The organism is Paenibacillus sp. IHB B 3415 (assembly GCF_000802655.2).
Taxonomy (GTDB): Bacteria; Bacillota; Bacilli; order Paenibacillales; family Paenibacillaceae; genus Paenibacillus_AQ; species Paenibacillus_AQ phytohabitans.
Genome location: NZ_JUEI01000119.1, coordinates 1 through 13,417 on the forward strand (window position 1 = coordinate 1; position 13,417 = coordinate 13,417).

The window sequence follows — 13,417 nt, forward strand, 5'->3', positions numbered from 1 at the left end:
CCGATATCTTCCGTTGATCTAATGTTAGGTTTCTTGCAAGTGTACTGGCTGGTCAGAGCTAGATTGTTGCATTCTATGCAAGATTTTTGCGGATTCGCTGCTCACCAGAAGTAAATTGTTGTAATTTGTACAGAAATACCATCCGTTGCCTTCCGGACGGAGCTACGGGGGCAGCGCAACCAGCTACTGCTCCACCTGCGAGCCGCAGGAAGCGGCCGGCGCAACACGTCAAACAGGGCGATGCCGTCATGCACATCGCCCTGTTTCTCTTAAGAAGTTCGCGCTGCAGAATCAGGATTCCATCCCGCCCTCACTGGTCTCATAATGACTGGTATCGCCGTGAAGCACAATCTCAGGCACACCGTCCGTGATATCAATTCTGCACAGACAAGTAGGATAGATGTAGGGCAGATCCCAGAGCTTGTTCATGGCTCTATCCTCGAAATAAGCCATAAGCACCTTAATCACCACCGTATGCGTCACAATGAGCACCGCACCGCCTGCGTGGAGATCTGCGATCTCCCGCAGCTTGCCCAGCGCACGCTCCTGCACCGCTGCAAAGGTCTCACTGCCCTCTACAGTGAACTGCTCAGGATCGCCCCAGAAGAACTGATGCTGCTCCGGATACTGAAGCTGCAGCTCTGCGGTATCACGGCCTTCCCAGACTCCCATGCCGATCTCCTTGAATTCATCGCAGGCCGTAAGCGGCAAGTCCCGCTCTCCCATGATAATCTCCGCCGTCCGCAGCGCCCGGGGACTAGAGCTCGCGTACACCGCGTCCAGCTCCACCTGCTCCATGCTCCTGCTTAGCCATTCTGCCTGCTGGACGCCCAGCGGCGTAAGCTCTGAATCCTGATGGCCCTGCATCCGCTTCTGCACATTCCATTCGGTCTGCCCGTGCCGGGTAATGTACACCGTTGTTGTAGTCATGAAACCCTGCTCCCCTCAAGACGATAGCTCTCTTGCTCTATCCATAAAAAATTACGCCTCCGCACATCTTACGTGCGCTTGCGTTCCAGCCACTTCACCGCGTAATCCACAATCTCCCGCTGCGGAATCAGCTGTGCCGCCGATGCGGCCACCAGGCGGCTGGCAACAAGCCCGGTCTCCCGGCCAAAGTCCACGCCCAGCTCCGTGAAATCATCCGAGTTCCAGTTGTAATCACTGAATTCCATCCATCGTCTGACTCCGTCCACCATCATCGGCGCTGCGGCCATGACTTCCTGTTTCCCGGCATAGTCTGCCCGGTATTCCGCCAGATGCAGCGAGGTATTATTGAGATTATCTACACCGAGCAACAGTACGCTTCCCCCCAGCTCATAAATCCGGGCCAGCGGAGACTGCTCACCGAAGGCGTACTCCAGGCTATGCCCATCGATAATGACATCCCGGTGTTTCCCCCAAGCGGCAAAAGAATCGATCGGATGGCTGCTGCGCCGGACGCCCTGCTGCTTGCGGAAGCAGTCGGGAATCACGCCCATCCCTCTAAGCGGAGTCAAGTCCGGGTCATATGCAGGCATATGCTCCCGGATGCCGGGCCACCAGGCCTCCGGCACCGGCGGGTTGCTCCAGCCTGACGGATCGGTCAGATCCGAGGATTGCGTAGGCATAACGAGCGTTCCTTCTTCACCCAGCACCTTCTCCAGCGCCAGGATAACGGCAACCGGACCACCGGCCACCCATTGTCCCAGTGATTTAAAGGAAGAGTGCAGCAGCAGTATCATTCCTTCATGCACGCCCAGCTTACGGAAGTCGGCGGCAAGTGTATCTACGGTAATCAGTGTTCCTTGTACTTCTTCCATTCCATTGCCTCCAGTATTCTGATCATCCAATGTTCATATTCATACCGGCAATCCGCTGACCTAGCCCATAGACTCGTAAGCACGCTAAAATTCCTTATCCTCCGTCTGGCCCGAATAACGCTCCATCAGCTGCTTCGCCCGGTATTCACCGGGAGAGATACCCTCCAGCTCCTTAAAGACACGCGCGAATTGCTTGCTGTTCTCAAAACCTACAGCCTCAGAGACCCCGGCCAGCTTGACGGAGTTATCAGCCAGCAGCTCCTTGGCGTGGCGGATGCGGACTTTTTTGAGATACAGCACAAAGCTCTCCCCGGTGTACGCCTTGAAGGCTTCACTGAAATATGAATAATTGAGCGAGACATAATTGCTGACCATAGCCATATTCAGCGGACGGGCATAATTCGCTTCGATATACGCCAGCGCTTCTTCCATATCCGCATGCTCGGTATGCGCAGATCTTATTCCTATAATATAATCGTTCACACTAAGGAGCAAATGCTCCAGTGCCCGGTAATAGTCATGGAAATTGCTGAAATTATACAAGTTGCCGACCGCTCGGTACAGCTTCAGCACTTCCACCGAAGCCTCTCCATGCACACGGAACACTTCATCCAGCACCCGTTCATTAATACTCCGCCCTACATTCTCCAGGTAATCCAAATCCAGATGCAGCAAATGATCCGTCTGAAAAATAACACCAAGCAGCGTCTTGATCTCCTTCTCCCGCTCGGTTCCCAGCATATTAAGCAGCTTGCGCAGCTCCTCCTCCGGGGAAGGGAAGCTCAGGCGCCCGGCGCGGATATCCTTATAGTCGACAAAGCTGGCCTGCGGGGACAAAAAAGTATACTGCAGCGCCCGGTACGCCTCCATGTAACAGGCACGGAACTGCTCCGGACTCCGGCTCTCACTGCTGATGCCGATGAGCAGCCGCTTAAGTTCTTTGGCATCAGCCTTACCGGACAGCTCCAGGAAGCTCTCCACATTCCCCACAAGTACAAGCTTCCCGTCCCAATCGGTCAGAATTTCTGTGAATTTATGCTCCAGCGGTCCGATCAGCCGCTCCAGCACGCCCTGGACCTCTCCGTGATTCATCCGCGCGCCGTCCCGGTGATAATAATTGACCACGCCTACTGTAAAAGGAATCTGCAGCGTCGACAGCTCCTCCAGCTGTGCCGCCGATGCTTCTATCTCCCGCTGCATCAAAAGCCCCCGCAGGCGGGCAATCCGCAGCTCGCGGCGGTAGCCTTCCGCCTCCTGCTTCTGCCGCAGACTGCTCGACTGGCGGTCCATTCCCTCCTTGCCGATCCGTTCGAGAATCTCGAACAGCTCTTCGCGGCGGATCGGCTTCAGCAGATAATCCTTCACGCGGTAGCGGATCGCGCTTTTGGCATATTCGAAATCATCATGGCCGCTTAAGATAATGACAGCAGGCGGCTCCTCCTTGCCTGCTTCCACCGACAACCGTTCCAGCAGCGTGATCCCGTCCATAATCGGCATCCGGATATCCGTAATAATGACATCCTTCCGCTCCTGCTTGTACAGCTCCAGCGCTTCCGCACCGTTGCCCGCCATCGTGATGCTGTAGACAGACGGATATTCCCGTTCGATCATCGCCTTCAGACCTTGACGGATCATTTTTTCATCATCCACGATCAGCAGATTGGTCATAGCTAGTTATCCCCCGTCAATAGAACTTTGGGCAGTGACATGAACACAGTTGTCCATTTCCCTGCTTCACTCTGCACTTCCAGCCCGTAGGCTTCACCGTAGAACAGCTGCAGACGCTGATGCACATTGCGCAGTCCGACGCCTCCCGACTTATACCCGCCGCTGCTGGTTCCCGAAGGGTCAGCCCCCGGTTCCTCCTTGGCATAAATCGCCTCATGCAGCTGGGTCAGCTGCTGCGGCGTCAGCCCGAGGCCATTATCGCGCAGCGAGATGAAGATATCCCCCTCGGCCTCCGTAATATCGATCCGCACAACACGGTCCGTGAGCTCTATCCCGTCCGCATTCCAGGCATGCTTCACACTGTTTTCAACAATCGGCTGCAGCGACATTTTGAGCACCTCCACTTCCAGATAAGCGCTGTCAATATTAAGCTCCAGTCCAATGGTATGCTCGAATCTTATATTCATAACCTCTATATAGTTCTGGATATGGCGGATCTCGTCTTTCAGCTTCACGTATTCACCCGTCCATTTGAAATTATAGCGCATCATGCCGCCAAGCCGGGTAAGCGCATCCGAGATCGTCCGCTGATTCTCAATCTCCGCCAGCATTTTGATATTCTCCAGTGTATTGTAGAGGAAGTGGGCATCAATCTGATTGTGCAGCGTCCGCAGCTCAGCTTCCTTCGACAGCGCCTGTTTATGGACAGCCTGAGCCACCAGCGTATTAATTGTGTTCATCAGCTTGGAGAAGTGATGGGCAAGCTCGCCGACCTCGCCGCCTCCGCTGACGCGGATACTTCCATACGGCTCTCCCCGGCGGACTCTTTTCATCGTTTCGGTCAGCCGGCGGAGATTCTTCAGGATGAATGCATTCAGCACGTAAGCAATGGCAGTGACCAGGAAGATGAAGCCGATATTGACCCCGATAATCAGATTACGGGTACGCGAAATATCCATCATCACACCTTTCATCGAGACCACAGTGACCAGAGAAGCATTGATCTGCTCCAGCGGCGCCTGAATCAGCATGAAGGAATTCCCGTTCTCCTTATAATCCATCACCCATTTACCGGTCTTCCCGAACTCTGCCAGCCGGTCTTTGATTGCCGCAGTCAGCCCCTTATTATTCTCCAGAAAAGAGTTGTCTGTCCGGGTGAACAGGTTCAGCTCATCATCCGCAAGAATCATCTGGGATTCATTATCCTGCACGGAGGTATACGTCTTGGGTGTGAATTTACTCAGCAGCATATCTACCTGAACCATCCCGATGTGATTGCCCGCCGGAATGCTGATCTCCCGCAGCACCGATACCTTCGGTTGCCCCTGCTCTGTTTCCCCCGAGAAGCGCTTCATCAGGTCGATATCCGAGTTCTGAAAGGACCACAGATTCCGCAATCCTTCCAGCTCCAATGCCTTCTGAAACCAGGGCTCCATGGAGACCCGGGACTCACGGAAAATAACCGGCCACATCTCATATACATTTTTACTGCTGGAATACAGGTACAAATGCTCAATATTCGGATTATTGAACTGGATCTGGCTGAGGTTCATGAAGCTGGTTGTGTTGTAATCAATCAGTTCTCCGAGTGTAGGATCACTTTCGCTGATCAGATACTCCCGGGTGATTTTATCACTATACGCCATCTGGAGCGCCCGCTCCATCGCCTCAATCTGATTGAGTACATGCAGCTTCTCCATCTGCAGCAGATAGTCGTTTTTCTCGATCGCATCCTGCATATACGTATTGTTAATGGCCTTGTACGAATAGAAGGACACCAGCAGACTGGGTCCCAGAATAATAAAGATATAAGCCACAACCAGCCGGCTTTGCAGTGATCTCCGTCCGAGCCAATAACGGAAGGAATTCCATAATGCTCCTGTTCGTTTGCGCATATTCACCTCTCCGTTAATGGCTGGAGCCTTTTAGATCCCGTTACTAGAAAATAACCCAAAAGCCCGCAGTTAGCGGGCAATTGGGTCTTATATTTGAGACTACATTCCGAGTTTTTTCTTGTTCTCTTCATATTTAGTCTGGCGGTATGCATCGAAGGTCGCTTGACCTTCCTTCTCTTTTTTGGTGAGATATTCAGACCAGATCTTATCGAATTCCGCATCGGATTCAGCCATCAGCAGCTTCGGCATGGTTTTGCCGCGCAGCTGTTTCAGCTTGGTGGCGATGATGCCTTCCGGCGAGTTACCGCTAGGATCAATCAGCTGGAATTCCGAAGTATTAATAGATTTCCCGCGGGTCCAGTCTTCCAGTTGTTTGAACGGCTCAACGGATTTTGGTGCCCATTGGTCAGTAATATTCGTATTCTGCATCATCCAGAAGGTGAACGAAGAGCCGTATTGCTTATCAAATGCTGCACGGTCCGAGTTCATCAGCTTAAGGGCTTCAGGGAGGAATTGGTCCTTGCCCTCAATTGTATCATAGCTGACCCCTTTTTCGCCCAGGAAAAGATCCTTTTGGCCTTCTTCACTGTTCAGGTAGCTGAGGAATTTAATTGCACGTGCTTTATCCTTAACATCCTTGGAGATCAGGGTAACGGTCCAGCCGGAGATCCCAGGGCCATTCAGTGTAGGCTGATCCAGTTTGGTGTTGGCTGGTCCATCTACAGCAATGTAGACCATATCAGGATTCTTCTGGAAAATAGTTCCTTGCTGGGAAGCAAAGTCTGTACGTTGATACAGCATTGCGAAGTAGCGTCCCTGTACGATTTTTTCTTCCATTTGTGCCCGTTTGTCAATGAAGATATCTTTTGCCAGCAATCCGTCCTGGTTAGCCTGGCGGAGTGTTTTCATCCAGCGTACATATTCAGGATCGGTTTCACGGTCATATACCTTGCCGTCTTTTTCCCAAGGGATCGCCAGGAAGTTCTGAATGTAGCCTTCCAGCGAGTCATTGCCGTTCTCAGTGAACTCATGCAGACCCAGCGGAATCAGCGGCTGGCCGTTCACTTCAGGGAATTTCTCCTGTGCAGTCTTCATCGCAGCGAGGAAGCCTTCAGGGGTACGCATATCCGGACTGCCGATGGCTTCATAAATATCCTTGCGGACTGCGAACGTCTGGTTCGATACATAGGTATCGCCATATTTTTCATAGTCGGCAGGAGAAGAGGAAGAGTTAGGATAGCCGTATACATTGCCGTCCGGCTGAGTGTACCAGCCAAGCTTATCTTTATCGGAAACTTTGTAGAAGTACGGGTCGTATTCATCAGCCAGCTTGTTCAGCGGAAGCACCAATTCGCCTTCTACCATTTTTTTGATGGCATCTTCCCAGTAGCCGAGGGTGATGAAGTCAGGCAGCTTGCCGGAAGCAATCAGCGTGTTCAGCTTCTCATTCTCATTCCCTGCAGGCACGATAAAGTTAACGTTAACGCCGGTCTTTTTCGTAACATATTGCGAAGTTGGATCTACGCCCCATTTGTTGGCAAACCAGGCAAAGTTCAGATACCAGTCGAAGGTGATTGGTGAAGTGTCGCTCATCCAGCCTGGCTCATCGCCTGTTGCTGCCGGAGCTGTCGTTTCTGTTGCATTGGTTGCCGGTGCCTCTGTAGCTTCCGTAGCCGGCTTCTCCGTCGCTGTATTTCCGTTTGCGGCATTATTATTGCTTGAACAACCCGCTGCAGAGAATGTCAGCATTAGTCCCAAGAGCAGCAGGACCATTTTCTTTGGCTTATGTTTCATGCCCATGCTTGTTTACCCCTTTTCTAGAAAATAGTAATTATAAGCTCAACCCCGCTGCCCGCAAGACAATGGGCTCCGGAGGAGTTACCCTGTGGTTCGCAGATGCTCAGCCTTTGATGGAGCCGATCATCATGCCTTTAACGAAATAGCGCTGCAGGAACGGATAGACGAACACGATTGGCAGCGTTGTGACAACCATGGTTGCCAGCTTGATGGACTGGGAGGTTACCGATCTTGTGGCCGCGCTGCCCTGGACAGCAACCATCATCGTATTGGAGCTGGACTGGGCCACGACCCGGAACAGATAAGTCTGAATCGGCTGAAGGTCCACATTGTTCACATAGATGATGCCGGCAAAATAATCATTCCATTGATACACGCCGTGGAACAGCGCGATGGTGGCAATAACCGGCATGGAGACTGGAAGAACGATCCGCAGTAAGATGGACCAGTCATTGGCTCCGTCAATCCGCGCCGCTTCTTCCAGACCGTCGGGAATCTCCCGGAAGAAGGTCATGAAGATAATAAGATCGAAGAAGCTGAACATGACGGGAATGATAAAGACCATGAAGTTATCCAGTAAATGCAGATCACGCATCAGCAGGAAGGTTGGGATCAGGCCGCCGTTAAAGAACAATGTAATGGTGCCGATCAGAATGTAGAGCTTGCCGCCAACCAGATCCTTGCGGGACAAGGCATAAGCTACCATCGCTGTAAAGAATACATGCAGAGCCACACCAAGGACTGTCTTGAGTACGGTAACCCCCATCGCCAGCATAATCCCCGGACTTGCAAATACTGCATCGAAGTTCTTCAGTGTGAACATCCGCGGCCACCAGTAGATTCCGCCCAGCATGGCGTCATTGCCGTCATTGAAAGCGTTGACGAGCACATACCAGATCGGATACAGCGTCAGGAAGCAGACGCAGAGCATAACCAGATTATTGACGATATCGAAAATCGCTTCGCCTTTGGTTTTACGTTTAAGAGCAAACATATATAGGTCCTCCTTGTCCTAGAACAGCGACGTGTCGTTGATTTTTTTGGATACCTGATTGGCAATCAGCAGCAGAATCAGTGCAATGACTGCTTTGACCAGGGTGACCGCCGCAGAATAGGAGAAGCGGTTGGAGACAATACCTGTCTGATAGATATAGTAATCAATCACATTGGAAGTGCTGTCGTTAAGCGAATTCCGCAGCACCAGAATCTGGTCGAAGTTCGAGTTCAGTACGCCGCTGACTGCCAGGACGAACAGGATGCTGATCGTGGCCCGGATGGCCGGCAGAGTGACAAACCACATTTTCTGGAAACGTCCTGCGCCGTCAATCGTTGCTGCCTCATACATTTCCGGAGATACACCGGCGATCGCCGCGAGGTAGATAATCGCTGACCAGCCAAGCTCCTTCCAAATGTCGGAGGTGATGATTATCGTCCAGAAATAACTCGGTTCAGCCAGGTAAGTGATCGGTTTGTCAATCAGATTGAGGGCAAGCAGAATATTATTGATAATCCCTATATCCGCGAGCCAGGTGGCCAGAATGCCGCCAAGCACAACCCAGGAGAGGAAATGCGGCAGATAGGAAATCGTCTGAATCGTCTTCTTGAATCTGATGGAACGTACCTCATTGAGGAACAGGGCGAATATGATCGGCAGCGGGAACCCGATAAGCAGCTTGATCAAGCTGATCCCCAGCGTGTTGCGGATAACATTCGGCAGATCCTCATCTGCGAACAGTTCCCTGAAATGCTCCAGGCCCACCCAAGGGGCTTCGGCAATCGACTTGACGATATTATATTCCTTGAAAGAAATAATCAAGCCGTAGATCGGGATGTAGTTGAATATGATCATCCACACTACACCAAGCAGTGCCATAGTCTGCAGATGACGCTGGGCTACAAATTTCCTCCAGAGCGTATTTTTGCGAACTGAACCGGTTTCGATTGACGCCGGAATGAGCGGCCCCATTACCGGATTTGGTTTGGTGCTTTGTTTGTTCTCCATCGTATGGACCTCCAAAATCCCCAACTTTAATGTGTGAAGCGTTTTCATCTCTATGTATTTATTGTATGCGTTTTAGTATTTGGGCGTAAGGTCCCAGATTTCGTATTTGGGGGCTCATTTTTCGGCTTGGCTCAAAAACTCAACCGCCATCGGAGATAGGCTGCGGGAAGCCCTGAACTTCCGGAAGCCATTGTCTCCTCCCTTTCCAACCCCCTTCCGCGCTTGCATGGGTGAGTGCTACTCTGCCCGTCTGGGACAAATTCAAAGCTGCCTATCCCTCGGGGGTGCTCATTCCGCCCACTTCTGGCGGATTCAGGGGCACTTCTGCTCCTCATTCCAACCCTATCGCCTACTTTCGGCGGATTCAGGGGCACTTCTGCTCCTCATTCCAGTATTTCGCCCACTTCCGGCGGATTCAGGGGCACTTCTGCTCCTCATTCCTCCATATCGCCCACTTCCGGCGGATTCAGGGGCACTTCTGCTCCTCATTTCACCCTATCGCCCACTTCTGGCGGATTCAGGGGCACTTCTGCTCCTCATTCCAGTATTTCGCCTACTTCTGGCGGATTCAGGGGCACTTCTGCTCCTCATTCCCCATATCGCCGACTTCTGGCGGATTCAAGAATATCCACCTCTAATCCGCCTAACCCCGGGCAATCAAAAGGAGGCCCAAACCGGGCCTCCTCCTTTCCTGTACCTTTATCAACTTGAATGACGAATACTCTAATTATTCCATTACTGCACGGATGGCGGCAATCTCTCCGCGCCGCAATGCCTCGGCATCCCCGCCGCGCAGCAGGCCGCCGGCAATCAGGCGTTCCTCGCCGCTGCGGGATTGCAGCGTCAGATTCTGAATGACCGCCTTGCTGCCGCCGAAGGTATCGGCATGACGCGGATTATAATACGTCACTTCTGTACTGCCCAGCAGGGTGAAGGACAGGTTACCCTGCTCATCGAACAGCCAGCCGGGAAGTGCAGGATTCAGCTGCAAGGTTAACTCGCCGTCTTCCACAGAGAACAGACGGCTGCCGGCCATCATCGTTCTCCACATGCTCAGAAACTCCGCCGTAGAGCCGCTCAGCCGGGCAACAAACCCCCTGCCATGCGTTGCAGGATCGGGATTGCCGCCTGTTGAGATGAACGACGAATTCTCCAGTGTACTGCGACCGTAGACCTCAGGGTCAAGGAACGGAATCAGCGAGGTCTTCAGCTCGCTGTAGAATTCGTCGTACAGCCCCGCCTTCAGCAGCTCAAGCAAATATTTGTACGACATATGCAGGAAATTGGACTCCCGCTCCTGCCAGCCCGGTGTGAAGGCCCGGATGCGGCCGATCTCATGCGATTCTTCTTCCAGCGACACTGAAGTCCGGTACATCGATGTAACCGGATCAAAGAGCCCGCTCTGTTTCACTTTGCTGTAGATTCCCTTGGCGGTTTCCTTGCTGTCCAGCGTTTTGAGCCAGCGGGCAGGACCTTCCAGGAAATACGGCAGGGCAGCAGCTTCGAACTCTTCAACCAGAGCCTTCGGCAGCCCGTAGCCGCTGATGACCGGCTCTCCGGCTTCATCCGTTACAGGCTGGAACCGTGTTGCCTCGAAGCGGAAATAGGTCGGAACCAGTCCGCCGCCAATCCCTACCGCACGCTCAATACCCTGATCCACCTTACGCAGCCATTTGCCCAGTGCCTCGCGGATGACCGGAAGGGAAATTTCGGCGGTCTCGCCTGTAATTCCGAAGCGGATCTCTGCCCGGTAAGCCTCGCGCGCTGAAGCCACGCGGTCCCAATACGGGAATTGGGCCAGTGAACCGTCAAGCACTTCAGTTACAGCACGGTTCACCTGCTCAAGCAGCGAAGCCATCTCTAACGGAAGCGCTACTGCTGAAGGAAGATCCGCGCCGCTCTCCAGCGCTTCCAGCATGAACACAAGCATCCGCTTGAGTTCAAAGGTCTCGCTCATTCCGGAGCCGACCAGTCCCGGCAGACCGTTCATGGCATCATTCCAGCCCGGCTTGTTGCCTTCCATCTCTACACCCATCCCGTAAGGATCAAGCGTGGCAAATTTGTTCATGGCAAGCGACAGCATCTTCACAAACAGGCTGGTCCGGTAGATCTCCCCGTGCCCGCCTTGTGTGCGCAGCCACTGGGTATCGCCGGCCTTGCGCTTCAGCTTGTGCAGCTTCTCCTCATCCTCCAGCAGCGCCCCGAATTGCCGCACCTGCCCGCCGCTGATTACATATTTCTCGCTGCGCGGCAGCACATAAGCCGGGCTGTCATAGAACGTATAAGTCTCGTCCCCGAACAGTAGCGCCTCCTGCCGTTCCGGATAAATATCCAGATAACCTTCCACCAGATCAAGATTGTAGGTCCAGTGATCGGACCAGAAGCCTTCTCCGAAGGCGGCTTCAATGTTCTGCTGCGACAGGGCAAGCACACCGCTGAGGAATTCCTGCTCACTGATGTTCAAAGCAATATTGTGATCCGCAATGTAGTTAATCAGGCTGCCTGGTGTGAAACGTCCGGCCAGCAGCCGCTCAAATCCGGCATGATGCTCCGCAAGCGCCCCGGCAACCCATGCTTTAAGCTTCTCTCCCTCACCCGGCAGAATTTCAAAGCTGGTACCCTGCACGCTAAGCGGATTGTAGCCGTCAGCCTGAATCAGACTGTAGAACATCTTGATGTTGAAGCTGCCCACCTTCGGGTGGAAGAACACATCGCTGCGCCGGTTCTGGTTCATATCACGGAAATTGCCGTTGCCCTGCGAATAATATTCAGGCGCCAGCGAGAAGAAGTTATAATCCCGTTCCATATCGCCATGCTTGCGCGAATATAGATGTACAACGAAGCCTTCACCGCCGTTATCAAAAATAAACGGATAGCCCCCGCGCAGGAAATTGTCGAGATAAGACTGGCGGCAATAAGCATCGAACAGCGGCGAGGAGGTATGCGTAGCAATATCCGCCGTTAAATCCTCAGTCAAACTGGCCGCTTCCTGTGCCTTGGCGGCAAAATAATCTTCCCGGCAGAGCTCAGCCGCCCGATGATTGATTCTGGCAATATCATTTACATGTCCAATGATCGTATTCAGCTTCAGCGAAGCTCCCGGTGCAAGTGTTCTGGATACGCCGCTGAAGCCGCACGGCACCTTGTTGGCCGGATATTGGGCCTGTGCAAGCAGCTCCGCCAGCGGAAGCTCCGCGAAGCGGTCCGGATACGTCAGCGAAGTATTCCCGCCGAAGATTACTTCATAATCTACGACCGGATACAGCTGTTCTCCTTCCGTTGTGGAGGAGAGATAGAAGTGCCCGCTCTCAATCAGGCTCATTTCCGCATCGTCATTCGTGCTGGAGCGCAGCTTGTAGAACGGAATTCCGTTCTCCAGGTTATACACATCCATCCAGCTGCGCAGCAGGTTGCCCATCTCTTTGTAGCCCCCGTTCGCTACGCCGAAGGGAAGAACCTCCGGAAGACCGTCGAGCAGCTCCAGCTCCAGCTCTGTCCCGCTGATATTCTCGATCTCCACCTGCCGGATCAGCGCGGCATAATCATCACCCGGCAGGTTGAAGTAGTGGACCGTCGTCTTCAGCCCATGTCCTGCATGTGACTCCTCAATGGTCAGTCCGTTAGGCAGGATCGTCATGATCCGCTTGGCCGCCGGGTCAGGGCGTGCCGACTGGAACGGCTCATAGACTTCTGCTGCACCCTTCAGCTTGATGAAGGTGCGGAATCCGGTGGAGGCTACATTCTTATACGAAATATTGGCTGGAGAGAACTCCATAATCGGCGAATTTTTGTCCCGCACTCCGAAGCTGCTGATTCCTTGACCCCGGTTCACGTAGAACGTCCACATCGGGATCCCCTTCAATCCGGCAAGTCCGGGCAGGAAGCTGGCGAACGGTTTGCCTTCGTGGAACTGCTCTATAACAAATTTACCTGAATCGAAATAATAATTGCTCATAGTTACTCCTCCTAAAAATATCAGTATACGCATACGCGGCTTCGCTTCAGCTATTGAGCTGTAGAAGTCTCGGCATTAGGCTGAACTCTCTGTATGATTGCAAATCCTGGGTGATTGTACTTTGTGCATTAGAATTTGTGTTATTGCACCCCCGAGCAGCCTTCTGTTGTATTTCATACATTAGATTTCAGGATTTCCGCCTAAAAATGCCTCTTCCGCAGGATTCTAATGCACATAGTGCAATTGATCAGTACACTTGCAAGAAACCTAACATTAGATCAACGGAAGATATCGGAGG

At 52.7% G+C, this 13,417-nt stretch carries 8 protein-coding genes; all 8 read right to left on the bottom strand.

Features of this window, described 5'->3' with window-relative positions; all coding sequences use genetic code 11:
• Positions 1-291: 291 nt before the first annotated feature.
• The 8 genes from QW71_RS33505 to QW71_RS33540 all read right to left on the bottom strand — a co-directional run bounded on the left by QW71_RS33505 (position 292) and on the right by QW71_RS33540 (position 13,119).
• On the bottom strand, positions 292-930 hold the full coding sequence (locus QW71_RS33505) for a histidine phosphatase family protein (RefSeq protein ID WP_039309706.1): 639 nt from the start codon (positions 928-930) through the stop codon (positions 292-294).
• A 68-nt stretch (positions 931-998) separates the two neighbouring features.
• Positions 999-1,802 (bottom strand): aminoglycoside N(3)-acetyltransferase, encoded by an 804-nt coding sequence (locus QW71_RS33510; protein WP_039309707.1) that lies wholly within the window; start codon positions 1,800-1,802, stop codon positions 999-1,001.
• Between the two features lie 84 nt (positions 1,803-1,886).
• Positions 1,887-3,470 (bottom strand): response regulator, encoded by a 1,584-nt coding sequence (locus QW71_RS33515; protein ID WP_039309708.1) that lies wholly within the window; start codon positions 3,468-3,470, stop codon positions 1,887-1,889.
• Positions 3,471-3,472: 2 nt separating this feature from the next.
• Positions 3,473-5,365, bottom strand: coding sequence for a sensor histidine kinase (locus tag QW71_RS33520; protein ID WP_039309710.1), 1,893 nt, complete (start codon positions 5,363-5,365; stop codon positions 3,473-3,475).
• A gap of 99 nt (positions 5,366-5,464) precedes the next feature.
• Positions 5,465-7,165: an extracellular solute-binding protein gene (locus QW71_RS33525; RefSeq protein ID WP_039309711.1), complete on the bottom strand. Its 1,701-nt coding sequence runs from the start codon at positions 7,163-7,165 to the stop codon at positions 5,465-5,467.
• Positions 7,166-7,265: 100 nt separating this feature from the next.
• Complete coding sequence (locus QW71_RS33530) at positions 7,266-8,156, bottom strand: carbohydrate ABC transporter permease (protein ID WP_039309712.1); 891 nt, start codon at positions 8,154-8,156, stop codon at positions 7,266-7,268.
• An 18-nt stretch (positions 8,157-8,174) separates the two neighbouring features.
• The gene (locus QW71_RS33535; RefSeq protein WP_039309713.1) at positions 8,175-9,164 is read right to left on the bottom strand and encodes a sugar ABC transporter permease; all 990 of its coding nucleotides are present in this window, start codon (positions 9,162-9,164) and stop codon (positions 8,175-8,177) included.
• A 727-nt stretch (positions 9,165-9,891) separates the two neighbouring features.
• The gene (locus tag QW71_RS33540; RefSeq protein ID WP_039309715.1) at positions 9,892-13,119 is read right to left on the bottom strand and encodes a hypothetical protein; all 3,228 of its coding nucleotides are present in this window, start codon (positions 13,117-13,119) and stop codon (positions 9,892-9,894) included.
• Between the last annotated feature and the right edge of the window lie 298 nt (positions 13,120-13,417).

Excerpts from the sequence above, each read along its gene's own strand:
- QW71_RS33505 (WP_039309706.1), bottom strand. The coding sequence starts at position 930 with ATGACTACAACAACGGTGTACATTACCCGGCACGGGCAGACCGAATGG.
- QW71_RS33510 (WP_039309707.1), bottom strand. The coding sequence starts at position 1,802 with ATGGAAGAAGTACAAGGAACACTGATTACCGTAGATACACTTGCCGCC.
- QW71_RS33515 (WP_039309708.1), bottom strand. The coding sequence starts at position 3,470 with ATGACCAATCTGCTGATCGTGGATGATGAAAAAATGATCCGTCAAGGT.
- QW71_RS33520 (WP_039309710.1), bottom strand. The coding sequence starts at position 5,365 with ATGCGCAAACGAACAGGAGCATTATGGAATTCCTTCCGTTATTGGCTC.
- QW71_RS33525 (WP_039309711.1), bottom strand. The coding sequence starts at position 7,165 with ATGGGCATGAAACATAAGCCAAAGAAAATGGTCCTGCTGCTCTTGGGA.
- QW71_RS33530 (WP_039309712.1), bottom strand. The coding sequence starts at position 8,156 with ATGTTTGCTCTTAAACGTAAAACCAAAGGCGAAGCGATTTTCGATATC.
- QW71_RS33535 (WP_039309713.1), bottom strand. The coding sequence starts at position 9,164 with ATGGAGAACAAACAAAGCACCAAACCAAATCCGGTAATGGGGCCGCTC.
- QW71_RS33540 (WP_039309715.1), bottom strand. The coding sequence starts at position 13,119 with ATGAGCAATTATTATTTCGATTCAGGTAAATTTGTTATAGAGCAGTTC.